Below are 26,355 nucleotides of genomic sequence, written 5' to 3'. Positions count from 1 at the left end.
CGCCGGTCTGGGCAGCGGGCCATGCCGCCCGGGGCAGGACAGGCCAGGGCGGACGGCATCCAACGGCTTGATCCGCAGGGGCATTCACCCCGGACGACGATCATCGTCCGCGGACATCAAGACCTATTCTCTGTGGAGCATGAATCCGGTCACGCCGCTCTCGGACATCCCCGGTCCGGAGCCTATTTTCCCCGGGCGAGATTGTCCTCGTGGACGGCGATCGCATCTTCGATGTCGTCGTAGAAGGTGATCTTGCCGTCCTTCATGACGCCGCCAATGTGACAGAAGGCGCGCAGCAGGGACGAGGAGTGGGACACGAGAAGCAAGGTCGCATGCTCGCGCCGTTCGTCGAACACCTTCTTGCTCTTCTTCTTGAAGGTGGTGTCGCCGACCGCGATGACCTCGTCGATCAGATAGTATTCGAAGTCGATCGCCATGCAGATGCCGAAGGCGAGGCGGGCCCGCATACCGGCAGAGTATGTCCGCACCGGCATGTCGAGATAGGAACCGAGTTCGGAGAAGTCCTTGACGAACTCCAGCACTTCCTCGCGATCCTTGCCGTAGATGTCGGCGATGAAGCGGGTATTCTGCGTGCCCGTGAGGCGGGCATGGACCCCGCCCTTGAAGCCGAGGGGCCAGGAGATCTTGCCTTCCCGATAGATGCGGCCGCCGGTCGGCGTGTCGATCCCGGAGATGAGGTTCATCAAGGTCGACTTGCCCGCGCCGTTGCGGCCGAGGATGCCGATGTTCAGGCCGGGGCGGAACGTCGCCGTAAAGTTCTCCAGGACGACTTTCTTGCCGCCACCGCGCGGGTTCTTGAAAACCTTGCTGACGTTGTCGAAAACGATCATTCGCTGCTTATGATCCTGTTTCGGTAGATACGCTCGAGGGCAAGGCCCGTCACGAGGAAGCACGTCGCGGCGGACAGCAGGTAGGTCTTGCTCAGCACCGTGACATAGTCGAGATAGGTCGCCGAGCGGAACCATTCAACACAGTGCAGGAACGGGTTCCACCAGACAATCGCCAACAGGGATGGCGGCAGGGTGGAGGGCACGAACAATACGCCGGAAGTAAACATGAGGATCATGTTGCTGAAGCTCAGGATCTTGGCCCATAGCGGCACTAGTGCCCCGAACGTGGCGTTGAAGACGGCAAAGGAGAAGGCGAAATAGCAGATCGCCAGGAGCGCGCTCGCGAACTCCAGCGGATAGACGATGATGTGGCGCTCCAGGGCTGCAAACATGAAGAACATAAACAGTGCGCAGATGATCATCCAGATGATGGTCTCCAGCAGGAACGCGGCGACGATCGTGTCCAGCGGCTTTACCAGAGGATAGCCCAGCATCGGCCCGTTATGAGACAGCCCGTTGGCGGCCTTGCGGGCGATCAGGTTCGTCATGCGGAAGCCGATGACACCCGTCAGGAAGAACAGCATGGCACTGTCGCCGAACGGCAGCGAGGTCCGTACCAGGCCATGCATGGCTAGGAACATGCCGACATAGATCGACGGCTCGGCCAGCGTCCAGAGATAGCCTATGCGGCTTTCTCCGAAGCGCGTCACGCCGCTTCGGATGACGAGTGCGCCGATGACCCGCACGTTCTCCGACAGCGCATAGCGGAAGCTCTTTTCCGTCAGTAACATTGGCGCTGCGCCCCTATGCGCCGCTCTGGCCGCGGATCAAATCGCGTGATCCTTGATCGATTTGTAGGCGAAGAAGCCGATCAGCCACGCCGCGGAGAAGGCGAGGAAGCCCAGCAGCGTGTTCAGGATGCGCCTCGGATAGATAGCGATTTCCGGTGTCCGCGGCGGGACATAGGTGGCGAAGAAGCGCTCCTGCTTCTGTGCCTCGACCATCGCGGTCTCCAGACCGGTCAGCGAGGTCGTGTAGGCCTTGACCGCAAACTCCTCCTCCAGCGCAAGCTGGGTGAAGGTATCCATCACTTCGGAGAGCGTGCCGCTGTCGGCGTCCGGATTGCGGCCGGTCTTCTGGACCGCGCCGGTTCCGACGCGGGCCTTTTGTTCGGCCAGCTGGGCCTCGAGTGCGACAATTCGCCGCTCCATGACCTTGGCGGACGGAGCCTCACGGCTCGCGGCCGTGACCAGGGCCTTGTAGCGGGTCCGCACGGAGGCGAGTTCCTGCTCGATCGAGCCGATGATCGACGATTCCAACGAGGCGATCGCCTTCGGGTCGAGCGCCTGCTGTGTCTGGCGCAGGTCCGCCAGTTGCCGGCGAACGGCGGCGAGGCGCTGTTCTGCGCGCTCGACCTGCCTGTTGACGACCTCGGTGTACTGGATGCGGGACTCCTCGGACAGCCGGTTCACGAGGTTTTCCGAGACGAGGAGAATGGCGTCGGTGATCTTCTTGGCGTCCTCGGGCTTGAAGGCATAGACCTGCAAGGTGACGTTGCCGGTCGTCGAGTTGAAGCTCACATTGACCATGTCGCGCCAGTAGCCGACGAACTCGTCCAGTGGCGCAACGGCGTCCGTCTTGTAGACGAAGTCGATGAAGTCGTGCGCGTAGAGACTGCGCACGTCCAGGCCCGCCTGGTCCTTGATGTCCTGCAGGATCTGCTGCGAATGGATGTAGTCGGCGACGATGTAGGAATCGCCCGCTTCCGCCGTCGTGCCCATCAGGCTGCCGAGGCCCAGCGCATTCAGCGAGCCCTGGCTGGAGCCGCGGACCGCGAACTGCGTTTCCACCTCGTATTGCGGGCTGGCGGTGAAGGCGAAGTACAGCCCGGTCAGGATCGTCGGCAGGATCACCGCCAAGGCGAATGAAATGCTGGTCCAGTTGACCTTGCGCCGCTTCTTGGGCAGAACCGGCATCTCGAAGATCGACTTGGTGGAGAACTTTTTGTCGCGATCGGTCTTGGCGGGTGCGAGATCCTCGTCGTCGTCGTCGAACGGATCGCTCTTGGTCCTTGCGCTCGCGCCGATCGAAGCCTCGCGGATCAGGCGGCGCTTCTGCCGCTCCGCACGCCGCACGATTCGAGCCTTTGCCATATCCAGAAGATTGCTGGCCTGCGGCTGTTCTCGGGTCTCTGATTCCAGTTCCGGCGCCGCGGGCGCAGTATCTTTCTTCACGTCAATACTCTCGTCTCTGACTTGCAAATATTTACTAACTGCCTGAGGAAGCGGCAGTTTATTCGATCTGCAGCCGTGTTACAAGATGAGCGCCCGGTATTGTCCGAGGCGGGGAGGTTCAGGCCCTGCCTTGCGCGTTCGCTCCAGAGCCGGTTCGAAATGCCTTCCAGCTTCCTTTGCAGGGTCAATCCGGTGATTTTATGACGCCCGTTGGCTAACGAATCCTTACTTCGTATCGAAATCAGGCGGCAGAAGCCCAGCCAATGAAGGCCGGATTGGCAAAATCGGTATCGGTCTGCTGGTTGGTCTTGCCATAGAGGAAAGGCGATCCGTCGGCGCGGGTCACGCGGCCGCCGGCTGCGCGCAGGACCGCATCGCCCGCGGCGGTATCCCACTCCATCGTCCGGCCGAATCGCGGATAGACGTCGGCGAGGCCCTCTGCCAACAGGCAGAACTTCAGGGACGAGCCGACCGTCGTATGGTCGCTGATGCCGGTGCGGTCGAGGAAGGCGTCCGTTTCCGGATCCCCATGGCTCCGGCTGACCACCGCGGTCAGCCGCTCGCCCTTGGCGCGGCAACGGATCGGCCGGCGATCGACCATCGTGAAATCGTCGGAGACATCGAATTTCTCGGCAACGCCGTCGGCGCCCCAATAGGCGCGCTTCAGCGCCGGCGCGTAGACGATCCCGGCGACCGGAACGCCGGCGTCGATCAGCGCGATGTTGACGGTGAATTCGTCGCGGCGCGAGATGAACTCGCGGGTGCCGTCGAGCGGATCGACCAGGAAAAAGCTGCGACCCTCGATATCGGGCACCTTGCCGGCCGCCACCGCCTCCTCGGCGACCACCGGGATATCCGGAAAGGCATCCGCGAGGCGGGCGAGGATGACGGCTTCGGCGCGCTCGTCGGCCTCGGTCACCGGCGTGCAGTCGCTCTTCACCGATACCGTCGGGCCATCCCTGTAGACGGCAAGGATTTCCCGGCCGGCATCGAGTGCCGCCCTTGCCAGTGTCTCGGCGAGATTGTCCGGAAGTGCCATCGAAAAGGTCCTGATCTGGTCTCTGTGCGAAGGTCGGCCCGGACCGCAAGCGGACCGGACCGACAGGTTCACGGGTGTCGGGGCGAACGAGGTCGCAGGCAGAACGGCATCAGCGCCCGGCGAGGTAGTGCTCGATCTGCGCCGCCAGTTCGCCCGGGTCATGCCCCGCCGTCTTCAAATGGATTTCCGGCGCCTCGGGCTGCTCGTAGGGCGAACTGATCCCGGTGAAGTTCTGCAGCTCGCCGGCCATCGCCTTCTTGTAGAGGCCCTTCGGATCGCGCTTGGCGCATTCTTCCAGCGGCGTGTCGACGAACACCTCGATGAATTCGCCGTCGCTGAAGAGATCGCGGGCCATGCGCCGCTCCGAACGGAACGGCGAAATGGCCGATACGATCACGATCAGCCCGGCCTGCGTCATCAGGCGGGCGACCTCGGCGATGCGGCGGATGTTCTCCACCCGGTCCTCCGGCGTGAAGCCGAGATCGCGGTTCAGCCCATGGCGCACGTTGTCGCCGTCGAGGACATAGGTATGGCGACCGCTCGCATGCAGCAGCTTTTCGAGCATGTTGGCAATCGTGGACTTGCCGGCTCCGGAATAGCCGGTCAGCCACAGGACCGCGGGCTTCTGGTGCTTCAGCGCGGCGCGGGCGTTCTGGTCGATGTCGAGCGCCTGCCACTGGACGTTCGTGGCGCGGCGCAGCGGATGGTCGATCATGCCGGCGCCGACGGTGGCGTTGGTGAGGCGGTCGATCAGCACGAAGTTGCCGGTCGTGCGGTTGTCCTTGTAGCTGTCGAAGGCGATCGGGGCCTGGGTGGCGATGTTGCAGACACCGATCTCGTTCATGTGCAGCGACTTGGCCGCCTCGTGCGAGAAGGTGTTGATGTCGACCTGGTACTTGAGCCCGGTGACGGTGGCGCTGATGCTGTCGGTCTCGGTGCGCAGGATGTAGCTGCGTCCCGGCATCATCGGCTCGGTGGAGAACCAGACGAGATGCGCCATGAACTGGTCGGCCAGTTGCGGGCGATCGTTCGGGGTCGCCAGCATGTCGCCGCGGGAGATGTCGATCTCGTCGCTCAGCACGATCGTGACGGCCTGGCCCTCGGATGCCGACGACAGGTCGCCATCGGCGGTAACGAGCGCCTTGACCACCGACGTCCGCCCGGACTTGGCGACGACGATGCTGTCGCCGACGGCGATGCGTCCGGATGCGATCTGCCCGGCGAAGCCGCGGAAGTCTTGATCGGGGCGGGTCACGAGCTGCACCGGCATGCGGAACGGTCGGCCCAGATCCTCTCCGGCGAGCTGGACGGTTTCCAGGTGGCCGAGCAGCGTCGGTCCCGCGTACCACGGCATGCGCGCCGAATTCGTCGTGACGTTGTCGCCATGGCGCGCCGACATCGGGATCGGGGTGATGGTGGCAAAGCCCAGGTCGCCCGCGAACCTGCGGAACTCCCCGGCGATGTCGGCGAACACGGCCTCGTCGTAGCCGACGAGGTCGATCTTGTTGACCGCCAGCACGATGTGGCGGATGCCGAGCAGCGAGGCGATGTAGGCATGGCGGCGCGTCTGCCGCAGGATGCCTTGCCGGGCGTCGACCAGCACGACGGCGAGATCGGCGGTGGAGGCGCCGGTCGCCATGTTGCGGGTATATTCCTCGTGGCCGGGGGAGTCGGCGACGATGAAGCGGCGCTCGGCGGTGGCGAAATAGCGGTAGGCGACGTCGATGGTGATGCCCTGTTCGCGCTCGGCCTCGAGCCCGTCCAGCAGAAGGGCGAAGTCGATCTCCTCGCCGGCCGTGCCGTGGCGGGCGCTGTCGCGCTCGAGCGTAGACAGCTGGTCGTCGAAGATCAGCTTGGTGTCGTACAGCAGCCGGCCGATCAGCGTCGACTTGCCGTCGTCCACCGATCCGCAGGTGATGAAGCGCAGCAACGGCTTGGCTTCCTGCTCCGCAAGATAGTCCTGCAACGTGTCCGGTGCGACGGAAGAGGCAAGTGCCGTCATCAGAAATAACCCTCCCGCTTCTTCTTCTCCATCGAGCCGGCCTCGTCCTTGTCGATCAGGCGCCCCTGCCGTTCGGAGGTTCGTGCCGTCAGCATCTCGCGGACGATGTCGGGCACGGTGGTGGCGCTCGAATCGATCGCGCCGGTCAGCGGATAGCAGCCGAGCGTGCGGAAGCGCACCAGGCGGTTCTCGGCCTTCTCGCCCTCCGCAAGCGGCATGCGCTCGTCGTCCACCATGATCATCATGCCGTCGCGCTCGACGATCGGGCGCCGGTCGGCGAAGTAGAGCGGCACGATCGGGATCTCTTCCTTCAGGATGTACTGCCAGATGTCCAGCTCGGTCCAGTTGGACAGCGGGAAGATGCGGATCGATTCGCCGGGGGCGACGCGCGTATTGTAGGTCTTCCACATCTCGGGGCGCTGGTTCTTCGGATCCCAGGCATGCTGGGCGTTGCGGAAGGAGAAGATGCGCTCCTTGGCGCGCGACTTCTCCTCGTCGCGCCGGGCACCGCCGAAGGCCGCGTCGAAGCCGTATTTGTCGAGCGCCTGCCGGAGGCCCAGCGTCTTCATCACGTGGGTGTGGATGCTGGAGCCGTGGGTGAAGGGGCCGATGTTCTGTTCCAGCCCGTCGAGATTGACGTGGACGATCAGCTCCAGCCCGAGATCGGCGACGGTCTGGTCGCGGAAGGCGATCATCTCGCGGAACTTCCAGGTCGTGTCGACGTGGAGGAGCGGGAAGGGGGGCTTGGCCGGATAGAAGGCCTTGCGGGCCAGATGCAGCATGACCGACGAATCCTTGCCGATCGAATAGAGCATCACCGGACGGGATGCCGTCGCCGCGACCTCGCGAAAGATGTGGATGGCCTCAGCCTCGAGGCGTTGAAGATGTGTCAGCGACATGTTCCGCTTTCCGATTGCCGTCCCCGGAGCCCGACGGCAATGGCCGCGACGTCGGCTGTTTCCCGCCGAATGTGCCTGGCCGGTTGATCGTTACTTTTTTCGCCCATGTACCCGTCTTTATGCCCGGGCCGCAATGCTTGCGGCGGAATTCACACACCATTGTGGGAAAAGCACGGGCGGCGTGTGTTTCCAAAGCAACGCAAAAGCGGCAATCGCATGGCGGCGGCGCGGCGCGGGCAGGCCGCGGGATGGCGGAAATCGGCCAGCGCTGTTCGCACGGGTGGCTTTGACGCGCCCTGCTTTGCCACTACCATCGCCTCGTTCGGCTGCAGCCTGACGTTGCGGCCGGCGTGCCACCTTCGTTCGCGGCCGCGGACACCGGGCGGCCGCCAAGCCCACAGGAGAGCCGTCCATGAAAAGCCATGCCAGGGTCGTCGTCATCGGTGGCGGTGTCGTCGGGTGCTCGGTCCTCTATCACCTGACGAAGTTCGGCTGGAGCGACGTCGTGCTGCTCGAGCGCTCCGAGCTCACCTCCGGGTCGACCTGGCACGCCGCCGGCGGCATGCATACGATCAACGGCGATCCCAACGTCGCCAAGCTGCAGAAATACACCGTCGAGCTCTACAAGGAGATCGAGGCCTATTCCGGCCAGGACATTGGCCTGCACATGACCTCCGGCATGATGCTCGCCGCCACCAAGGACCGGTTCGACTGGATGAAGTCGATCCTGGCGAAGGGGCGCTACATGGGCCTCGAGGCGGAGCTCCTGACGCCGAAGGAGGCGCATGCGCTGATGCCGCTGCTCGATCCCGACCAGTTCGTCGGCGCGGTCTACGACCCCGTCGAAGGTCACCTCGACCCCTACGGCACCACGCATGCCTATGCCAAGTCCGCGAAGAAGAACGGCGCGGAGATCTATCTCCACACCAAGGTGGAGGACCTGGTGCAACTTGCCGACGGCACCTGGCGGGTGATCACCGACAAGGGCGAGATCGCAGCCGAGCACGTCGTCAACTGCGGCGGGCTGTGGGCGCGCGAGATCGGCCGCATGGTCGGGCTGGAACTGCCGGTGCTCGCCATGGAGCACATGTATCTCATCACCGAGGACATGCCGGAGGTCATCGAGTTCAACCGCACGCAGGGCCGGGAACTGATGCACTGCGTCGATTTCGACGGCGAGATCTATATCCGCCAGGAGCGCAACGGCATGCTGATGGGCACCTATGAGAAGGCGTGCCGGCCGTGGTCGCCGCTCTCCACGCCGTGGGATTTCGGCCATGAGCTGCTGGCGGAAGACCTGGAGCGGATCACGCCCGAACTCGAAGTCGGCTTCCGCCATTTCCCCGCCTTCAACCGGACCGGGATCCGCAAGATCATCAACGGGCCCTTCACCTTCTCCCCGGACGGAAACCCGCTCGTCGGCCCGGTTCGCGGCATGACGAATTTCTGGTCGGCCTGTGCGGTCATGGCCGGCTTCAGCCAGGGCGGCGGCGTCGGGCTGGCGCTTGCCAACTGGATGATCCACGGCGATCCGGGTTTCGACGTCTTCGCCATGGACGTGTCCCGCTACGGCGACTATGCGACGCTGTCCTATACCAACGCCAAGGTCCGCGAGAACTACTCGCGCCGCTTCTCCATCCGCTATCCGAACGAGGAGCTGCCGGCGGCCCGGCCGCTGCTGACGACGCCGATCTACGACCGGCTGAAGGAGGCGGGTGCGGTGTTCGGCGCTTCATACGGGCTGGAGCAGCCGCTCTGGTATGCGCCGGAAGGTGCCGAGGACCATTTCTCGTGGCGGCGGTCCACCGACTTCGACACGGTCGGTGCGGAGGCGAGGGCGGTGCGGGAGAGCGTCGGCCTGATGGAGACCTCCGGCTTTGCCAAATATGCGGTCAGGGGCAAGGGGGCGGCGGCCTGGCTCGACCGGATGCTGACGCCACGGATGCCGGAAACCGGGCGCATGACGCTCGCCCCGATGCTGAAGGAAGACGGCAAGCTGATCGGCGACTTCACGCTCGGCAAGCTTGGCGAGGACGATTTCCTGCTGGTCGGCTCGGGGATTGCCGAAGGCTATCACATGCGCTGGTTCGAGCGGCACTTGCCGAAGGATGGCTCGGTGGCGCTCGAGGCGCTCGGGCTGTCGCTGGTCGGCCTTGCGGTCGCCGGCCCGAATGCGCGGGCGCTGATGCAGAAGCTCACCCATCTCGACCTGTCGGATGCGGCGTTCCCGTTCATGAGCATCCGCCGGATGGATCTCGGCATGGCGCCGGCCATCGTCGGCCGCGTCAGCTACACCGGCGACCTCGGATACGAGATCTGGATGAAGCCGGAGTACCAGCGCTACCTCTTCGACCTTCTGATGCAGGAGGGGGCAGAACTCGGCATCCGGCTGTTCGGCCTGCGGGCGCTGAATGCGCTTCGCCTCGAAAAGTCCTACGGCAGCTGGGCGCGCGAATACCGGCCGCTCTACGGGCCGGTCGAAGCCGGGCTCGACCGCTTCGTCGCCACGAAAAAGGACGCCGACTTCATCGGCAAGGCTGCGGCATTGCAAGAGAAGGCGGAAGGTGGCAGCCTCAGGCTCAGGACCTTCATCCTCCAGGCGGACGACGCCGACGTGATCGGCGACGAGCCGATCTATCTGGACGGCGCGGTCCGCGGCTGGGTCACCTCCGGCGGCTATGCGCATGCGTCGGAGGTGTCGGTCGCGATCGGCTACGTTCCGAAGGAGATCGCCGACGTGGAGGAGGGCTGGTCGGTCGAGCTCTTGGGCGCGCTGCTTCCGGCAAGACTGCAGCGGCAGCCGCTCCATGACCCCGACGGCGTCCGGATGCGGGGCTGACAAACGCCAGTTTCAAGGGTGAAACGGCGCGGGACTGGGAACGTCGGTGAGGCTGCGGAACCGTGGATTCCGCGGTGCTGACGGGTTTTTCCCCATATGAACAGCTGTTTTTTTAGTTTTCCTGCACGTTTTGTCGTCAAACTCACCAAAAACCCGTCGAATTGCTGGGGTCGGGCATTTTGCGCTTTCCTTTTGGATGGAAAGCAGTATGGAATCCCCTTATTCATGAGCTTGCCTAGGGGGCTCAATAACAAGAGATGCAGCCGTCAGGATTGCATCCAGGGGATAGGTAATGGAATATTTTGTCCAGCAGCTCATCAACGGGCTGACTCTCGGCTCGATCTATGGGCTGATTGCCATCGGTTATACGATGGTCTACGGCATCATCGGCATGATCAACTTCGCCCACGGCGACATTTTCATGCTCGGCGGCTTCGCCGCCCTGATCGTCTTTCTCATCCTTACCAGCGTCTTCGTCGGCCTGCCGGTCGTCATCCTGCTGCTCGTGATGATGGCCGCGGCCATGCTCACGGCGTCGCTGTGGAACTGGACGATCGAGAAGGTCGCCTACCGGCCGCTGCGCGGTTCGTTCCGGCTTGCGCCGCTGATCACCGCGATCGGCATGTCGATCACGCTGTCGAACTTCATCCAGGTTACCCAGGGTCCGCGCAACAAGCCGATCCCGCCGCTCGTCTCGTCGGTCTACAACGTCTTCGGCATCTCGATCTCGCTGAAGCAGGTGCTGATCATGATCCTGACGGTGTCGCTGCTGGCGGTGTTCTGGTACATCGTCAACAGGACCTCGCTCGGCCGCGCCCAGCGCGCCACCGAACAGGACCGCAAAATGGCCGCGCTGCTCGGCATCGACGTCGACCGCACGATCTCGATCACCTTCGTCATGGGTGCCGCGCTCGCCGCCGTCGCCGGGACGATGTATCTGATGTACTATGGCGTGATCGTCTTCACCGACGGCTTCGTGCCGGGCGTCAAGGCCTTCACCGCGGCCGTTCTGGGCGGCATCGGCTCGCTGCCGGGTGCCGTGCTCGGCGGGCTCCTGATCGGCCTGATCGAGTCGCTCTGGTCGGCCTATTTCACGATCGACTACAAGGACGTCGCGACGTTCTCGATCCTCGCCATCGTGCTGATCTTCAAGCCGTCCGGCATCCTCGGACGTCCGGAAGTCGAGAAGGTATAACTCAATGGCAACGACTACCTACTCCACCGAGAGCGCCGCCGGGAACCTGACGGCGCGGGCTCTGCGCGAGGGCTTCTACGCCGGTCTCGTCGCCTTCGGCCTCTTCTTCCTGTTCGTCGGTCTGGAGACCACCCAGAACATCCGCAACGAACTGGTTCTCAACCAGCGCTGGGGCCTGCTTGCGATCTTCGTCGCAGTCGCCGCCGTCGGCCGCTTCCTTGGCGTGCTCTATCTCCAGCCGTGGATCGCATCCCGCAAGGCCGCCAAGGCGGCCGAAGTGGAAAAAGCGGCGCCGGAAAGCTTCATCGCCCGCAACTTCAGCAAGATCGCGATTGCCGCGCTCGTGCTGATGCCGCCGGTCGCGGTCTTGCTCTTCGGCGTGCAGGGCTCGCTGAAATGGGTCGACAACTTCGGCATCCAGATCCTGATCTACGTGATGCTGGCCTGGGGCCTGAACATCGTCGTCGGCCTCGCCGGCCTGCTCGACCTCGGATACGTCGCCTTCTATGCGGTCGGCGCCTATTCCTACGCGCTGCTGTCCCAGCACTTCGGCTTCTCGTTCTGGATCCTCCTGCCGCTCGCCGGCATCCTTGCCGCCTTCTGGGGAATGATCCTCGGCTTCCCGGTGCTGCGCCTGAAGGGCGACTACCTGGCGATCGTGACGCTCGCCTTCGGTGAGATCATCCGCCTCGTCCTGATCAACTGGACGGAAGTGACGAAGGGCACCTTCGGCATCTCGGGCATTCCGAAGGCCTCGGTGTTCGGCATCTGGTCGTTTGATGTCAGCGCGCCGAATAATTTCGCCAAGGCGTTCGGCCTGCCGATGTCGTCGGCCTACTACAAGATCTTCCTGTTCTACGTGATCCTGGCGCTGGCGCTTCTGACCGCCTACGTCACTATCCGCCTGCGTCGCATGCCGATCGGGCGGGCCTGGGAAGCGCTGCGCGAGGACGAGATCGCCTGCCGTTCGCTCGGCATCAACACCGTCACGACGAAACTGACCGCCTTTGCGACCGGGGCGATGTTCGGCGGCTTCGCCGGCTCCTTCTTCGCGGTGCGCCAGGGCTTCGTCTCGCCGGAATCCTTCGTCTTCCTGGAATCGGCCATCATCCTTGCGATCGTCGTTCTCGGCGGCATGGGCTCGCTGGTCGGCATCGCGGTCGCAGCGACCGTCATGGTCGGCGGCACGGAGCTCCTGCGCGAGATGACGTTCCTCAAGACCGTGTTCGGCCCCGACTTCACGCCGGAACTCTACCGCATGCTGATCTTCGGCCTTGCCATGGTCGTGGTCATGGTCTGGAAGCCGCGCGGGTTCGTCGGCAGCCGCGAACCGACCGCCTTCCTGCACGAGCGCAAGTCCGTGTCCGGCAGCTTCACCAAGGAGGGACACGGCTGATGTCCGCCCTCGAGACGAACGCGATGAACAACGATCCAATCCTCAAAGTCGAGCATCTGTCGATGCGCTTCGGCGGCCTGATGGCGATCAACGACCTGTCCTTCGAGGCCAGGCGCGGCGACATCACCGCCCTCATCGGCCCGAACGGCGCCGGCAAGACGACGGTCTTCAACTGCGTCACCGGCTTCTACAAGCCGACGATGGGCATGATCTCGATGACGCAGCAGTCGGGCAAGAAGTTCCTTTTGGAACGCATGCCGGACTTCGAGATCACCCGCGACGCCAAGGTCGCCCGTACCTTCCAGAACATCCGCATGTTCTCCGGCCTGACGGTCTTGGAAAACCTGCTGGTGGCACAGCACAACATGCTGATGCGGGCCTCGGGCTATACGATCCTCGGCCTTCTCGGCTTCAGCGGCTATCGCCGCGCGCAGGCCGAATCGATCGAGCTCGCCAAGCACTGGCTGGAGAAGGCGAACCTGATCGACCGTGCCGACGATCCGGCCGGCGACCTTCCCTACGGCGCGCAGCGCCGCCTGGAGATCGCGCGTGCCATGTGCACGGGGCCGGAGTTCCTGTGCCTCGACGAGCCGGCGGCGGGCCTCAACCCGCGCGAGTCGCTGGCGCTCAACGACCTCCTGCGGTCGATCCGCAAGGACACCGGCACGTCGATCCTGCTCATCGAGCACGACATGTCGGTGGTCATGGAAATCTCCGACCACGTCATCGTGCTGGAGTACGGGCAGAAGATTTCCGACGGAACGCCGGATGCGGTGAAGAACGATCCGAGGGTCATCGCGGCCTATCTGGGCGTCGAGGACGAAGAGGTCGAAGAGGTGATCGAGCAGATCGAGGAGATCCAGGAGACGGACGGCGAGCAGGGGGGCAAGCACTGATGAGCGAGACCCTTCTCAAGGTCCATGGCGTCGAGACCTACTACGGCAACATCCGCGCGCTGGCCGGCGTCGACGTCGAGGTCAAGCGCGGCGAGATCGTCAGCCTCATCGGCGCCAACGGCGCCGGCAAGTCGACCCTGATGATGACCATCTGCGGCAGCCCGCAGGCGCGGACCGGCAGCATCACCTTCGACGGCCAGGACATCACCCGGCTGCCGACCCACGAGATCGCGCGGCTGCGCGTGGCGCAGTCGCCGGAAGGCCGCCGCATCTTTCCGCGGATGACGGTCTACGAGAACCTCCAGATGGGGGCGAGCCTCGACAAGCTGAAGTACTTCGACGAGGACGTGGAGAAGATCTTCACGCTGTTCCCGCGGCTGAAGGAGCGTCAGGCGCAGCGCGGTGGTACGCTTTCGGGCGGCGAGCAGCAGATGCTGTCGATCGGACGCGCGCTGATGGCGCGGCCGAAGCTGCTTCTGCTCGACGAACCCTCGCTCGGCCTTGCGCCCTTGATCGTCAAGCAGATCTTCGACGCCATCAAGGTGCTGAACAAGGAGCAGGGCTTGACCGTGTTCCTCGTCGAGCAGAACGCCTTTGCCGCTCTCAAGCTCTCCGACCGCGGCTACGTCATGGTCAACGGCCGGGTGACGATGAGCGGTTCGGGCAAGGAATTGTTGGCCAATCCGGAAGTGCGCGCCGCCTATCTCGAAGGCGGACGGCATTGACGATGGCCCGCGCCTGGCCCCTCGGGGCCATGCGCAGAACCAAGGCGTTGCAGCGACCCTTGCGCGAGTTCGATGACGCGCGGCGCTGTAGAGGGAGTATGTGACATGCAGGGAATTCTCTACGAGGAGCCGTCGTTTCTGCAGTTCCTGTTCGTGACCGTCATCATGGGCGGCTGGACGGCCTGGCGGACGGGCAAGAGCGTTGCGGAAAACTGGCAGACCTACCGGACGCTCGTCTTCTACGTGCTCCTTCTGGGGGTCGCCATCCGCTTCATCCACCACGCGCTGTTTCACGGTAGCATGCTGACTTTGCAGTACTATTTCGTGGACACGGTGGTGCTTTTGTTGTTTGCTACGGCCGGTTATCGCTATTACCGCACGAAGCAGATGACCAATATCTACTATTGGCTCTACGAGAAGGCTTCGCCCTTCTCCTGGAAAGCCAAATAAGAGGGAACCCCACGCCCGGCGTGCTGGCGCCGGTCTTGGAACAAAGACACCGGCGCAGTGGTGGTGGGTATTGCGACCGGTTAAAAACTGACCTGCCTCAAAATTGGGAGTAACGAAATGAAGAAGTCTCTCTTGTCTGCTGTTGCGCTGGCTGCAATGGTCGCGTTCAGCGGCAATGCATGGGCTGACATCCTGATCGGCGTCGGCGGCCCGCTGACCGGCCCGAACGCCGCCTTCGGCGCGCAGCTGCAGAAGGGTGCCGAGCAGGCCGTGGCCGACATCAACGCCGCCGGCGGCATCAACGGCGAACAGCTCAAGGTCGTTCTGGGCGACGACGTTTCCGACCCGAAGCAGGGCGTTTCGGTCGCCAACAAGTTCGTCGCTGACGGTGTCAAGTTCGTCGTCGGTCACTTCAACTCGGGCGTTTCGATCCCGACCTCGGAAATCTACGCCGAGAACGGCATCGTGCAGATCACCCCTGCCTCGACGAACCCGACCTACACCGAGCGCGGTCTCTGGAACACGTTCCGTACCTGCGGCCGTGACGACCAGCAGGGCGCCGTAGCCGGTGCCTTCATCGCCGCCAACTTCAAGGACGCCAAGGTCGCCGTCATCCACGACAAGACCCCGTACGGTCAGGGTCTTGCTGACGAGACCAAGAAGGCCATGAACGACGCCGGCGTCACCGAAGCCCTCTACGAAGGCATCAACACCGGCGACAAGGACTTCTCGGCCCTGATCGCCAAGATGAAGGATGCCGGCGTGACGATCGTCTACTACGGCGGCCTGCACACGGAAGCCGGCCTGATCATGCGCCAGATGAAGGACCAGGGCCTTCAGGCGACGCTGATGTCGGGCGACGGTATCGTTTCGAACGAACTGGCCTCGATCGCCGGCGACGCCGTCGACGGCACGCTGATGACGTTCGCTCCGGACCCGCGCAAGAACCCGGCTGCAAAGGAACTCGTCGAGAAGTTCCGCGCCTCCGGCTTCGAGCCCGAAGCCTACACGCTCTATGCCTATGCGGCCGTACAGGTCATCGCTGAGGGCGCCAAGGCTGCCGGCGGCACCGACACCCAGGCTGTCGCGGAAGCGATCAAGTCCAAGGGTCCGTTCAAGACCGCCATCGGCGAGCTCGGCTTCGACGAGAAGGGCGACATCACCCGTCCGGACTACGTCATGTACACCTGGAAGAAGGGTGAGGACGGCAAGTACAGCTACTTCGAGAACGAATAATCGTTCCGGCGGAAAGGGCGGCGCCAAGACCGCCCGAAACCGGCTGAAAACTGGGCCCGGCGCTTGCGTCCGGGCTCTTTTCATGTCTGGTGGACGCAACCAAACGGAGGAGCGCATGAAGAAGGCACGCATCCTGGTCACGCGGCGGTGGCCCGAGGCGGTGGAGGCCGTCCTTTCGGAGCGGTTCGAGGCGACGTTCAACGCCGGCGACCGGCCGATGGACCAGGCGGCGCTGGCAGACGCGCTGGGACGCTACGATGCGGTGCTGCCCACGGTCTCCGACCGGCTCCCGGCGGCCCTGTTCGAGCGCGAGAGGCTTTCGGCCAGGATCATCGGCAACTACGGCGTCGGCTACAATCACATCGACGTCGGCGCCGCGGCCGCCCGCGGCATCGTCGTCACGAATACGCCCGGTGTTCTGACCGACTGCACGGCCGATATCGCGATGACGCTGCTCCTGCAGGTCGCCCGCAGGGCGGGCGAGGGCGAAAGGGAACTGCGCGCCGGCGGCTGGAGCGGCTGGCGGCCGACCCACATGATCGGCACCAGGGTGAGCGGCAAGACGCTCGGCATCATCGGTTTCGGCCGGATCGGCAAGGCGATGGCCAAGCGCTGCCACTTCGGCTTCGACATGGACGTCGTGTTCCACAACCGCTCGCGCATCGATCCGGCGGAAGCGGCGCGCTACGGCGCGCGGCAGTTCGATACCGTCGAGGAGGTGCTGGCGGTGTCGGATTTCGTGTCCCTGCATTGCCCGGGCGGCGGCGAGAATGCCGGCCTGATCGACGCCGGGCGGCTCGCGGCCATGAAGCCTTCCGCCTATCTCATCAACACCGCCCGCGGCGACGTCGTCGACGAGGCGGCGCTGGTGCGCGCCCTTGCCGAGCGGCGCATCGCCGGGGCCGGCCTCGATGTCTATGCCGCCGAGCCGCATGTGCCGGAGGCGCTGCGGGCGATGGAGAACGTCGTCCTCCTGCCGCACCTCGGAAGTGCGACCGCGGAAACGCGCATCGCCATGGGCATGAAGGTGGTCGACAACATCACCGCCTTCTTCGATGGGCGCGAGCCGCCCGACCGGGTGGCCTGAGCGCCGCCGGCGGGCGCACGGATCGCGTTTCAATCGACGGCTGTCCTTCCCTTCCGGTGTCGCGGTCAGACCATGGCAGAAATGCAGCACCTGTCGACAGATGTATCCGGCCGCATCCAGGAGAGGGCGCGCCCAATCTTGCGCTGCAGCCGGAATCGCGACACGATCCCTTCACAAGGCAGGCTGCCGTGTCCGCGGGTTGGTAGGGGCTGGACAGGGCGGTACTTGAACCGGTGCCGGCAGTTCACGCGGCGCCGCTCCGCGTCCGGGGCTGGACGCGCGCCAAACAGGGAAGAACGCTCCGAGGCGGGTCAAGCGATAGCGCCGATCCCGAACTGGAGAAACGTATGCCCCATCCCACATTGCATGACGGAAGATCGCATCCGCATTCCCGCCGCGTAAGCGCCATCCGGCGGCCTGTCCTGCCGGCCCTCGGTGTCGCCTGCCAGCTCGCGATCTGGGCCGGGTTCGCCGTGCCGGCCAGCGGGCACGACGCGCCGAGCGGCTGGAGCTATCCCTTTTCCTGCTGCTCCATGAACGATTGCCGCCCGGTCGCGACCAAGGCGATCAGCGAGCGGCCGGAAGGCTTCGTCATCAATGTCACCGGAGAGGTCGTGCCCTACCAGGACACGCGCGTGCGCCCGTCCCCCGATGGCGAGTTCCACTGGTGTTCCGTCGCAGGCGGTGAAAGCGGTCGGACGATCTGCCTGTTCGTGCCGCCGCGGGCCTATTGAACCGCCAAATCCGACCGCTGGTCCTGTCCTGGCACAGGCGCCGGGATTGCATCGACTTTTAGCGATCGGATTAGCCGGATGTGAAAATCACCCGATTATGTTCGTCGCATGCGAGTGCGGAGAATGTAATGTTTCGGGACGCGTCAACATCGGGAGGTCTGCGGAGCGGTCATCACGCTGCGGCAAAGGCCGAGCTCGCGACGATCCTGCCCTATGGCTTCCTGATCGCGGCAGCACTCGCAACCGGCCTGCATCTGGTGCTGGCGGCGCTGCACGCGCCGATCAGGCTGCTGCCGCTGCCGGAACCCGGCCCCGGCACCCAGGGGCCGGCGTCCTCGCTGCTGATGGCCGCAAGCGTCGCCGCTTTGCTGGCGGCTCTCGGCGGGCTGGGCTTCAGCGCGCTCATGCACCTGCGCGCCCGGTTCGACCGCGCCGGCCTGATGGACCCGATGTCCGGCGTCATGAAGCCGGAGGCGATCGCGGACACGCTCGAGGCGGCCGTCGTGCCCGGCTTCGTGGTCCTGTTCGGCGTGGCGCATTTCGCCTTTCTGGCAAGCCGCCACGGCACGGACGCGGCCAACCGGATCCTGCGGCTCGTCGCCGAGGAACTCTCGCGCACCTTCCATGCGCCCCATCAGGTCGGACGGTCCGCGGACGGCGAATTCATCGTGATGCTGGAAAGCCAGAGCCCGGAAGACTGCATCCTGCTGGTGGAGGAGGTGCGCCGCTCCGTCACCGCGCGCCCCGTCGCCACCCCGTCGGGAGCGGTGGCGGTGGTGCTGTCGGCCGGGGTCGCCCGGATCGTGCCGAACGCGCCCACCTCGGTGACGATGGAGGGCGCCCGCCGGGCGCTGCAGCATGCCCGCGACACGGCCAGCACGCGGGCCGTCTACGCCTTCGACACGCACGCAAAGCCGATGTGCTGACCACAAGTCGGCTCAATCCGGCCGGGTCCGGGAGACCTCTCGGTGCGGCCGGACGAGTGTGCCTGTTCGCTGCCGGCGCTTCGGGACCGCGCTTTGTCGGAAACCACCATCGCAAGACCACTGCCTTCTTTCGCGCGGCAACCCATGCGGTGTGGGCAAATTGGCGGTAGCTCGCAAATCTGCTATTTGCGTTTGATATGAGCTGCTCTCGTTGTGAAAATCTGGACCAACATGTGCTCTTCAGGACGCGAGGCGAGCTTTTTCGGGCTATTGGTGTGGTCCGACAAGCTCTGTCCGATGGATACATCGAAGAGATCGACGCCGGTCCCACGAAGGGCACTCTGGCGTTCAGCGAACTTTCTTAGACAGGTCCACTCGACGACCTCGTTCTGTATCGATTTCGATGTCAGGACTGCGGTCAGAACTTTGTGTTGGAAGCGGAAACATATCATGGGAGCGGTGGGTCATGGAGCAGAACTGCGCTATTGGACTCACCATGATTGACGTCGCCTCGCAGAGTTGATTCAAGGCTGCCTCTTGGAGGCAGGCTTGAGCAGGGGCGATCTGCTTGAAGCGGAATGGCGTGCCTTGAAGGGACTGTTGCCGATCGAATCGGAAAACCGTGGTCGAGGCGGGCGTCCCGAGCAGAACTGCTCGGACGCAAACGGCATACTCTGGCGACTGCGCCGTGGCGCGCCCTGGCGCGATGTGCCGCCCAGCAACCGCATCGCGCGCATGTTCGGCCATCTCAAGACCAACCGGGCCATCGCCGCCCGCTATGATCACATCGCCAACAGCTTCCTCGGTATGGTCCACCTTGCCACTGCAAGATACCGGCTCAAATTCGTGCGGCAGCCTAGACCGACTGAAGCTCTTCCGGATCGGTGACCTGCACCAGCCGGCCGCGCACGCTGACGCCGTGGCGGCGCAGGTGGGAGAAGGCGCGCGACAGCGCCTCGGGGGCGAGCCCCAGCTGCCCGGCGAGCAGGTTCTTCTGGTAGGGCAGGCGGAAGCTGACATTGCGCGCTCCGCTCGGGCACTGCTTGCGCAGATACTGGGCGACGCGCTGGGGGGCGGTGTGCAGGCGGTCGTCGGCAATCGTCGACAGGCTGCCGGCGAACTGTCCGGCAAGCACATCCGCCAGTGTCAGGGCGAGGTCGGGCTTGGCGGCGGCGAGGTCGCGCACGCGCTGCAGCGGGAAGAGGGCGATCTTGACGGCGTCGGTGGCCTGCGCGCTGGCGCAGTAGTTCTGCCCGTGCAGGCAGACGCTCGCGCCGACGAGGTCGCCGGGCTCGTGAATGAGGAGGTCCACCTCCCGGCCCTGCGGGGACAGGTGGAACGTCCGCACGTAACCGCCGAGAACGCAGTAGAGCGTGTCGGCCGGTTCGCCCTCGCGGAACAGGGTCTGCCGCGGACCGATGGTCCTGACGGTCGCGAGATCCAACATCGCCGACATGCTCTCCGGTCCGAGCCTGGACAACAGCGGCAGGGACATCAGGGTTTCACGCTCCCAGGCGTTGGGTCTCATCATCCTGTTCATGGCTCTCGCGCCCACTCCTTCCCGACATCGTTCCGGGCGCAAGTGCCTCCCCCGGAAGACAGGGATCGCAGGCCCGGCAGTGACGAAAGACTAGAGGGAAAACAGGGACCGCACGTTGATTTCGGTCAACTCGCAGCACAGCCGTTGCGGGTGCCGTGAAGCGAAAAAGCCGGGGCGTTGCCCCGGCTCTCGTGTCTCACAGTTTGCTGCCGGTCACTCGGCTGCCAGGGCCGAATGATGCACGACGCTGAGCGGCTTTTTTCCGAGTTCGCGCTTCTCCAGCGCGGAGACGCGGTCGTCCAGCGCCTCGACGTTGCGCGCGGCCTCGTTGGCAGCCTCGGTCAGCGCCTCGTTGTCCAGCGGCGGCGTCTCTTCGTCCTTCTTGCCGACCAGGCGGCCGAAGATGCGCGCCAAGAGCCGCGACAGGTCGTCCATGATCAGGAAGAACGAGGGCACGACGACGAGCGACAGCACGGTCGAGACGATGATGCCGCCGATCACGGCGATCGCCATCGGCGCGCGGAACGTGCCGCCTTCGCCGACGCCGAGCGCCGACGGCAGCATGCCCGCCGACATGGCGATCGAGGTCATGATGATCGGACGGGCGCGCTTGCGGCCCGCCTCCACCATCGCCTGTGTGCGCTCCATGCCCCGGTGCATCATCTCGATGGCGAAGTCGACGAGCAGGATCGCGTTCTTCGTCACGATGCCCATCAGCATCAGGATGCCGATCAGGACCGGCATGGAGAGCGCGTTCTGCGTCAGGATCAGGCCGGCGGCCACGCCGCCGATCGCAAGCGGCAGCGAGAACAGGATGGTGAAGGGCTGGATGACGTCCTTGAAGAGGAGGATCAGCACCGTCAGCACCAGCAACAGCCCCAGCAGCATGGCGTTGCCGAAGCTCTGCACCATCTCCGCCTGTACCTCGGCGTCGCCGCTCTCCAGGAACTGGACGGTGTCGGGCATGTCGATGCTTTCGGCGATCTCCTTGAAGCGCGCGGTGGCCGTATCGAGGGCCACGCCCGGCTTCAGGTCGGAGCCGAGTGCGACGACGCGGTTGCGGTCGTAGCGCTTGATCGAGCTCGGGCCCTCCGAATAATCGATGTCGGCGACCGAGGACAACGGCACGAACTCGCCCTTGGCGGTCCTGATCTTCAGGTTGCGGATCGCGCCGAGATCGCCGCGGAAATCCCGGTCGAGCTGGACGCGGATCGGGATGAGGCGGTCGTCCAGCGACATCTTGCTGAGCTGGGCGTCGATGTCGCCGATCGTGGCGACGCGGATGACTTCGGAGATCTGGGCGGTGGTGATGCCGAGCCTTGCCATCTGGTCGTCGCGGGGGCGGATCTGCAGTTCCGGGCGCGGAAGCGAGCCGTCCGGGCTGACATTGGCGAGTACCGGGTCGGCGCGCAGCTTCGCTTCCAGAACGGCGACGGTGTTGTCCAGGTCCGCCTCGTTGTTGGAAAGCAGGTTGAAGGACAGGTCGCGCTCGTAGCGGTCGTTCAGCTTGATGATGCGGACGTCGGGAATGTCGCGGACGGCGGCGAAGATCTCGCGCTCGATGTCCCACTGCGGGGTCGTGCGGCCGGCCGGCGGCAGCTTCGGCAGGTACTGGCCGATCACCGGCAGGCCACCCATCACGTCGTTGACGATCTTGTTGACAAGCGAGTGGTCGCGCTTTTCCAGCATGACGGTAATGCCGGCGCGCCTGAGCTCGAGGTCGCCCTTCGGCGAGGAACCGCCGAGCACGAAGACGTTGCTGACGCCGTCGATGTCCTTCAGGCGGTCGTAGATCTGGCTCGTCGTCCGGTCGGTATCCTCCAGCATCGCATCGGGCGGCAGCTCGATCGAAAGAATGACGCGCGAGGCATCCTCCGGCGGCATGAAGCTGCCCGGAACCTGTTGCAGAAGCCACATCGAGCCGACGAGGAAGGCCACTGCGGCGACGAGGGTGGCGTAGCGGCTGTACCAGTGGCCCGTCGTGGTGCGGACGATCGCGGTATAACCGCGCATGAAGGCGCCATCCTTCTCCTCGCCGTGGCCGTCGGCGTCGCTGGCCCGCATCAGGTAGGCGGCCATCACCGGGGTGATGAGGCGGGCCACCATCAAGGAGAAGAACACGGCGACGGCGACCGTCAGGCCGAACTGGATGAAGTACTGGCCGGGGATGCCGGGCATGAAGGAGACCGGCACGAAGACGGCGATGATGGTGAAGGTGGTGGCGATCACCGCAAGGCCGATCTCGTCGGCGGCCTCGATCGCCGCCCGGTACGGCGTCTTGCCCATCTTGATGTGGCGGGCAATGTTCTCGATCTCGACGATCGCGTCGTCGACGAGGATACCGGTGGCGAGCGTCATCGCCAGGAAGCTGACGAGGTTCAAGGAGAAGCCCAGCAGGTCCATGACGTAGAAGGTCGGGATCGCCGAGAGCGGCAGGGCGACCGCGGAAATCAGCGTCGCGCGCCAGTTGCGCAGGAACAGCAGCACGACGATGACCGCCAGGATCGCGCCCTCGAAGAGGGTGTGCAGCGCCGCCTCGTAGTTGCCGTAGGTGAAGTAGACGGCGTCGTCGACCAGGCTGATCGCGACGTCCGGGTTCTTCTCGCGCACGGTGGCGAGCGCCTTTTCGACCGATTCAGCCACCGTCACCTCGCTTGCGCCCTTGGAGCGGAAGACGGCGAAGGTGACGACCGGGTTGCCGTTGAAGCGCGAGAAGGAGCGCGGTTCCTCGTAGGTGTCGGTGATGCGGCCGAGTTCGGCGAGGCGGACGAAGCGGCCGTTCGGCAGCGCGATCACCGTGGCGGCGAGCCTTTCCACCGAGCGTGCGTCACCGAGCACGCGGATCGCCTGCTCGGCGCCGGCGATCTGGCCGCGGCCGGAGCCGACGTCGGCGTTGATGCTGCGCAGCTGCTGGTTCACGTCGGCGGCAGAAATGCCGAAGGACTCCAGCTTGTCGGCGTTGAGGTCGACGTGCACCTCGCGGTCGGCGCCGCCGAAGCGGTCGACCTTGCCGACGCCCGGCTGGCCCTGCAGGGCGCGCTTGACGGTGTCGTCGACGAACCACGACAGCTCTTCCAGCGTCATGTTCGGGGAGGAGACGGCGAAGGTCTGGATCGCCTGGCCCTCGACGTCGACCTTGGTGACGATCGGTTCCTCGACGGACGCCGGCAGGTCGTTGCGGATCCGGTCGACGGCGTCCTTGACGTCCTGCAGCGCCTGGTTGGTGGGCACCTCGATCTCGAAGATGACGCTGGTCACGGAGCTGCCGTCGGTCACCGTCGACAGGATGTGGTCGACGCCGGCGATGCCGGCGACCGAATCCTCGATCTCCTTGGTCACCTGCAGTTCGAGCTCGGCCGGCGCCGCGCCGCTCTGGGTCACGGTCACGGAAATCAGCGGGACGTCGATGTTCGGGAAGCGCGTGATCGGCAGCGAATAGAACGACTGCATGCCGACGACGATCAGCAGGAAGAAGGCCAGCAACGGCGCAATCGGGTTGCGAATGGACCAAGCAGAAAAGTTCATGTCCCAGTTGTCCTCATGCACAGCGCACGGCGATCGACGCACCCGCCAGGCTCGATCTTTGCGCATCGGTCAGCACCCGCGGTGCCGGCGTTCCCATTTTCCGCTCGCATCGCCGGTTGTCCCGACGATACAATACCACACGTCCTGCCCTGCGAAATCCACCGCGGCAATCGCGGCGGGCCATCCCGCCGATGCGGAACCGGCCCCCGTCGCTGGTCGCCGCAATCAGTTCGCGGCCTGCGACTGGTCGGCGCGCACCGGCCGGATCCTGTCGCCGTCGCGGACATAGGCGCCCGCCTTGGCGACGACCTCGTCGCCTTCGGCAAGGCCGCTCGTGATCTCGATCACCTGCCCGTCCTGGATGCCGGTCGTGACCTTCACCAGCTTGACGACGCCGTCTTCGACCTTGCGGGCGACGGTGCCCTCGCGGGAGGTGGTGATGGCCGAGAGCGGCAGGACGAGGCCTTCCTTCTTGCGCGCCGTGATCTCGGCGCTCGCGAACATGCCGACGCGCGCCTTCTCCGGCTCGTCGATCTTGATGTAGACCCGGCCGAGGCGCGTATCGTTGCTCAGCGTCGGCTCGACCAGGCGGATGCGGCCGGTCAGGCGCTCGCTGCCGCCGGCAAGCGAAATCGTCGCTTCCTGTCCCACCTGCAGCTTCATGATGTTGGCCTCGGACACGTCGGCCTTCAATTCGATCTCGCCGTTGCGGATGATGGAGAACAGCGGCTGCGTGCTGCCGCCCATCGCGATCGCGCCGATCTTGGCCGTGCGCGCCGATACGACGCCGGACACCGGCGCCTTGACCGCGGTGCGCGCGAGCTTGAGGTCGATGTCGGCGATCTGGGCGTCCATCACCCGGATTTCCGCCTGCGCCACCGAGATCGCCTGTTCGGCGGAACTGACGCGCGAATGCGCCGCCTGGGCGGCGGCCGTGGCCTGGTCGTGGGTCGCCTGCGAGGTGGCGCCGGTCTTCACCAGCGTCTCGGCGCGGGTGCGGGCCTTGTCCGCTTCCTCGGCATTGGCCTTCGCCTCGACGAGCTGCGCCTGCATCTGCGCGACGGAAGCCTCCGCCTTCGCCCGCATTGCCGCCAGCCGGCTGTTCTCCAGCACCAGCGCGTCGTCGTTCAGCGTCGCGAGCGTGTCGCCTTCCTTCACCCGGTCGGCGACGTCGGCGCCGAGGGAACGGATGGACAGGCCGTCGACGAGCGGGGCGACGTAGACTTCCTCGACCGGCTGGATCGTTCCGGTGGCGATGACGCGATCGACGATGGCGCGCTTTTGCGCAGCCGTGACGACGATGGCGGGAAGGCTCTGCGCCTCTTCGGTCGCCGGCGCCGCATCGGCGGCGCGGGCGAGGGAGGCAAGGCCCGTCGCCGACGCTATCGCGACGGAAAGGCAGAGCACGTACTTCAATCCAAGCGCCATGGGCGGACCTTCAAGATAGCAGTGAATTCAACAATCCGCGCCAACGGGCCCCTGGTCCCGGCGCATCTCCTCCCGGCTGGCCGGATACGTCGCATGACGCTTTCCTCGGCCCTTTGGCCGCTCCAAACCGCGCGCTCTATGTAATGGGGCGCCCACGCGCTTACAAGCTGCACACAAAATGGTGCCTCACTATTTACAATTGGCGTTGTTCCCGTGCAACAGGCGATCGTCCGCCATTTTGACGCGCATTAGGCGAACGGAGTGAAAAATACGGAAGGAACCATGGAAAAAGCGCACGGAGATCGCTCCGTGCGCCCTTTCCGGCCGAAAATCGGCGACGTCCTATTTGAGGGCCGAGTCGGTGACCTCGTGGGTCCAGGCCCCTTCCGGCTCCCTGGAGATCACCGGATCCGAGCCGCCGGACAGCAGCGAGGCGACGGTGCGCTTGTAGTCGGCCTCGTCGAGCGCGCCGTTGGAACCGGCGGTCAGCTTGGCGACCTCGCCCATCATGCGCTTCTGGTGGGCCTCGGTCTGCGCGCCGGTCGAATCGTTCTCGAGCACGATGTCGGCTGCCTCGTCCGGGTTCTCCTCGGCATATTTCCAGCCCTTCATCGAGGCGCGGACGAACTTGACCATCTTCGCCTTGAAGTCCGGATCCTTCAGCTTGTCCTCGAGCACGTAGAGGCCGTCCTCGAGCGTCGCCACGCCCTGGTCCTCGTACTTGAAGGTGACGAGGTCCTCCGGCTTGATGCCGGCATCGATCACCTGCCAGTACTCGTTGTAGGTCATCGTCGAGATGCAGGCCGCCTGCTTCTGCAGCAGCGGGTCGACGTTGAAGCCCTGCTTCAGCACGGTGACGCCCTCCGGGCCGCCGTCCGTCGGGATCTTCAGGTGCGCCATCCAGGACAGGAACGGATACTCGTTGCCGAAGAACCAGACGCCGAGCGTCTTGCCCTTGAAATCCTCCGGTCCCTTGACGCCGCTTTCCTTCAGGCAGGTCAGCATCATGCCCGAGGACTTGAACGGCTGGGCGATGTTGATGAGCGGCACGCCCTTTTCGCGGGTGGCGAGCGCAGACGGCATCCAGTCGACGATCACGTCGGCGCCGCCGCCGGCGATCACCTGGGCCGGCGCGATGTCCGGGCCGCCCGGCTTGATCTCGACGTCGAGGCCTTCCTCCTCGTAGAAGCCCTTGTCCTTGGCGACGTAGTAGCCGGCGAACTGGGCCTGGGTGACCCATTTCAGTTGCAGCGTCACCTTGTCGGCGGCGTTTGCCTGGAAGGCGGCAAGCGAGAAGGCGCTTGCCATCAGAAGCGATGCGATCGTCTTTTTCATAGCGGTTCCCTCATTTTT

General features: G+C 64.8%; 21 protein-coding genes. 11 read left to right on the top strand and 10 right to left on the bottom strand.

The genetic code is table 11. The features are described from left to right. Positions 1–182 precede the first annotated feature (182 nt). From P0086_RS13835 to cysD, 6 genes are all read right to left on the bottom strand, one after another. The gene (locus tag P0086_RS13835) at positions 183–851 is read right to left on the bottom strand and encodes an ABC transporter ATP-binding protein (RefSeq protein WP_112593849.1); all 669 of its coding nucleotides are present in this window, start codon (positions 849–851) and stop codon (positions 183–185) included. Then, a complete protein-coding gene (locus tag P0086_RS13830; protein ID WP_275786399.1) occupies positions 848–1,642 on the bottom strand; it encodes an ABC transporter permease in 795 nt (264 codons plus the stop codon). The genes P0086_RS13835 and P0086_RS13830 overlap by 4 nt, the downstream gene beginning before the upstream one ends. Positions 1,643–1,678: 36 nt before the next feature. Then, entirely contained in the window at positions 1,679–3,004 is a 1,326-nt protein-coding gene (locus P0086_RS13825; protein ID WP_275786396.1) for a hypothetical protein, read from the bottom strand. A gap of 322 nt (positions 3,005–3,326) precedes the next feature. Next, positions 3,327–4,124: a 3'(2'),5'-bisphosphate nucleotidase CysQ gene (gene cysQ, locus P0086_RS13820; RefSeq protein WP_275786394.1), complete on the bottom strand. Its 798-nt coding sequence runs from the start codon at positions 4,122–4,124 to the stop codon at positions 3,327–3,329. Between the two features lie 109 nt (positions 4,125–4,233). Beyond that, entirely contained in the window at positions 4,234–6,126 is a 1,893-nt protein-coding gene (gene cysN / locus P0086_RS13815) for a sulfate adenylyltransferase subunit CysN (RefSeq protein ID WP_275786391.1), read from the bottom strand. Continuing rightward, complete coding sequence (cysD, locus tag P0086_RS13810) at positions 6,126–7,040, bottom strand: sulfate adenylyltransferase subunit CysD (RefSeq protein ID WP_275786979.1); 915 nt, start codon at positions 7,038–7,040, stop codon at positions 6,126–6,128. The genes cysN and cysD overlap by 1 nt, the downstream gene beginning before the upstream one ends. Positions 7,041–7,437: 397 nt before the next feature. Here cysD and P0086_RS13805 point away from each other — a divergent pair, with 397 nt between their 5' ends. From P0086_RS13805 to P0086_RS13755, 11 genes are all read left to right on the top strand, one after another. Beyond that, a complete protein-coding gene (locus P0086_RS13805) occupies positions 7,438–9,864 on the top strand; it encodes an FAD-dependent oxidoreductase (RefSeq protein ID WP_275786388.1) in 2,427 nt (808 codons plus the stop codon). Positions 9,865–10,156: 292 nt separating this feature from the next. Continuing rightward, entirely contained in the window at positions 10,157–11,059 is a 903-nt protein-coding gene (locus P0086_RS13800; protein WP_112593856.1) for a branched-chain amino acid ABC transporter permease LivH, read from the top strand. 4 nt (positions 11,060–11,063) lie between these two features. Beyond that, positions 11,064–12,455 (top strand): high-affinity branched-chain amino acid ABC transporter permease LivM, encoded by a 1,392-nt coding sequence (livM, locus tag P0086_RS13795; protein ID WP_112593857.1) that lies wholly within the window; start codon positions 11,064–11,066, stop codon positions 12,453–12,455. Continuing rightward, positions 12,455–13,351: an ABC transporter ATP-binding protein gene (locus P0086_RS13790; RefSeq protein ID WP_112593858.1), complete on the top strand. Its 897-nt coding sequence runs from the start codon at positions 12,455–12,457 to the stop codon at positions 13,349–13,351. The genes livM and P0086_RS13790 overlap by 1 nt, the downstream gene beginning before the upstream one ends. Continuing rightward, complete coding sequence (locus P0086_RS13785; RefSeq protein WP_148149731.1) at positions 13,351–14,076, top strand: ABC transporter ATP-binding protein; 726 nt, start codon at positions 13,351–13,353, stop codon at positions 14,074–14,076. Before P0086_RS13790 ends, P0086_RS13785 begins: the two co-directional genes overlap by 1 nt. A gap of 105 nt (positions 14,077–14,181) precedes the next feature. Beyond that, complete coding sequence (locus tag P0086_RS13780; protein ID WP_112593860.1) at positions 14,182–14,526, top strand: DUF6867 family protein; 345 nt, start codon at positions 14,182–14,184, stop codon at positions 14,524–14,526. A 117-nt stretch (positions 14,527–14,643) separates the two neighbouring features. Then, positions 14,644–15,762: a branched-chain amino acid ABC transporter substrate-binding protein gene (locus P0086_RS13775; RefSeq protein ID WP_112593861.1), complete on the top strand. Its 1,119-nt coding sequence runs from the start codon at positions 14,644–14,646 to the stop codon at positions 15,760–15,762. A gap of 115 nt (positions 15,763–15,877) precedes the next feature. Next, the gene (locus tag P0086_RS13770) at positions 15,878–16,849 is read left to right on the top strand and encodes a D-glycerate dehydrogenase (RefSeq protein ID WP_275786381.1); all 972 of its coding nucleotides are present in this window, start codon (positions 15,878–15,880) and stop codon (positions 16,847–16,849) included. Between the two features lie 347 nt (positions 16,850–17,196). Beyond that, a complete protein-coding gene (locus P0086_RS13765) occupies positions 17,197–17,583 on the top strand; it encodes a hypothetical protein (RefSeq protein ID WP_275786379.1) in 387 nt (128 codons plus the stop codon). 128 nt (positions 17,584–17,711) lie between these two features. After that, positions 17,712–18,509 (top strand): diguanylate cyclase, encoded by a 798-nt coding sequence (locus P0086_RS13760; protein WP_112593863.1) that lies wholly within the window; start codon positions 17,712–17,714, stop codon positions 18,507–18,509. A 549-nt stretch (positions 18,510–19,058) separates the two neighbouring features. Next, the gene (locus P0086_RS13755) at positions 19,059–19,397 is read left to right on the top strand and encodes a transposase (protein WP_275786375.1); all 339 of its coding nucleotides are present in this window, start codon (positions 19,059–19,061) and stop codon (positions 19,395–19,397) included. Here the strand turns inward: P0086_RS13755 and P0086_RS13750 are convergent. The 4 genes from P0086_RS13750 to P0086_RS13735 all read right to left on the bottom strand — a co-directional run bounded on the left by P0086_RS13750 (position 19,366) and on the right by P0086_RS13735 (position 26,337). After that, positions 19,366–20,037 carry a cyclic nucleotide-binding domain-containing protein gene (locus P0086_RS13750; protein WP_275786372.1) on the bottom strand — a complete coding sequence of 224 codons (672 nt, stop codon included), beginning with the start codon at positions 20,035–20,037 and terminating at the stop codon, positions 19,366–19,368. The genes P0086_RS13755 and P0086_RS13750 overlap by 32 nt on opposite strands. Positions 20,038–20,262: 225 nt before the next feature. Further along, positions 20,263–23,574: an efflux RND transporter permease subunit gene (locus tag P0086_RS13745; protein ID WP_275786369.1), complete on the bottom strand. Its 3,312-nt coding sequence runs from the start codon at positions 23,572–23,574 to the stop codon at positions 20,263–20,265. Between the two features lie 225 nt (positions 23,575–23,799). Then, on the bottom strand, positions 23,800–25,002 hold the full coding sequence (locus tag P0086_RS13740) for an efflux RND transporter periplasmic adaptor subunit (protein WP_275786366.1): 1,203 nt from the start codon (positions 25,000–25,002) through the stop codon (positions 23,800–23,802). 342 nt (positions 25,003–25,344) lie between these two features. Then, positions 25,345–26,337 (bottom strand): ABC transporter substrate-binding protein, encoded by a 993-nt coding sequence (locus P0086_RS13735; protein WP_148149736.1) that lies wholly within the window; start codon positions 26,335–26,337, stop codon positions 25,345–25,347. Positions 26,338–26,355 lie beyond the last annotated feature (18 nt).

The sequence above is a fragment of the Mycoplana sp. MJR14 genome, assembly GCF_029210525.1.
Classification (GTDB): Bacteria; Pseudomonadota; Alphaproteobacteria; order Rhizobiales; family Rhizobiaceae; genus Mycoplana.
Note: the sequence above shows the minus strand (reverse complement) of the source record. Positions and strands in the feature narration are given on the sequence as shown.

Bases quoted from the DNA above. Each gene is read 5' to 3' on its own strand.
- P0086_RS13735 (WP_148149736.1), bottom strand. From the start codon at position 26,337: ATGAAAAAGACGATCGCATCGCTTCTGATGGCAAGCGCCTTCTCGCTT.
- livM (WP_112593857.1), top strand. From the start codon at position 11,064: ATGGCAACGACTACCTACTCCACCGAGAGCGCCGCCGGGAACCTGACG.
- P0086_RS13785 (WP_148149731.1), top strand. From the start codon at position 13,351: ATGAGCGAGACCCTTCTCAAGGTCCATGGCGTCGAGACCTACTACGGC.
- cysQ (WP_275786394.1), bottom strand. From the start codon at position 4,124: ATGGCACTTCCGGACAATCTCGCCGAGACACTGGCAAGGGCGGCACTC.
- P0086_RS13790 (WP_112593858.1), top strand. From the start codon at position 12,455: ATGTCCGCCCTCGAGACGAACGCGATGAACAACGATCCAATCCTCAAA.
- P0086_RS13825 (WP_275786396.1), bottom strand. From the start codon at position 3,004: ATGGCAAAGGCTCGAATCGTGCGGCGTGCGGAGCGGCAGAAGCGCCGC.
- P0086_RS13800 (WP_112593856.1), top strand. From the start codon at position 10,157: ATGGAATATTTTGTCCAGCAGCTCATCAACGGGCTGACTCTCGGCTCG.
- P0086_RS13770 (WP_275786381.1), top strand. From the start codon at position 15,878: ATGAAGAAGGCACGCATCCTGGTCACGCGGCGGTGGCCCGAGGCGGTG.
- P0086_RS13775 (WP_112593861.1), top strand. From the start codon at position 14,644: ATGAAGAAGTCTCTCTTGTCTGCTGTTGCGCTGGCTGCAATGGTCGCG.
- P0086_RS13805 (WP_275786388.1), top strand. From the start codon at position 7,438: ATGAAAAGCCATGCCAGGGTCGTCGTCATCGGTGGCGGTGTCGTCGGG.
- P0086_RS13780 (WP_112593860.1), top strand. From the start codon at position 14,182: ATGCAGGGAATTCTCTACGAGGAGCCGTCGTTTCTGCAGTTCCTGTTC.
- P0086_RS13760 (WP_112593863.1), top strand. From the start codon at position 17,712: ATGTTTCGGGACGCGTCAACATCGGGAGGTCTGCGGAGCGGTCATCAC.
- P0086_RS13750 (WP_275786372.1), bottom strand. From the start codon at position 20,037: ATGAGACCCAACGCCTGGGAGCGTGAAACCCTGATGTCCCTGCCGCTG.
- P0086_RS13765 (WP_275786379.1), top strand. From the start codon at position 17,197: ATGCCCCATCCCACATTGCATGACGGAAGATCGCATCCGCATTCCCGC.
- P0086_RS13740 (WP_275786366.1), bottom strand. From the start codon at position 25,002: ATGGCGCTTGGATTGAAGTACGTGCTCTGCCTTTCCGTCGCGATAGCG.
- P0086_RS13830 (WP_275786399.1), bottom strand. From the start codon at position 1,642: ATGTTACTGACGGAAAAGAGCTTCCGCTATGCGCTGTCGGAGAACGTG.
- P0086_RS13745 (WP_275786369.1), bottom strand. From the start codon at position 23,574: ATGAACTTTTCTGCTTGGTCCATTCGCAACCCGATTGCGCCGTTGCTG.
- P0086_RS13835 (WP_112593849.1), bottom strand. From the start codon at position 851: ATGATCGTTTTCGACAACGTCAGCAAGGTTTTCAAGAACCCGCGCGGT.
- cysN (WP_275786391.1), bottom strand. From the start codon at position 6,126: ATGACGGCACTTGCCTCTTCCGTCGCACCGGACACGTTGCAGGACTAT.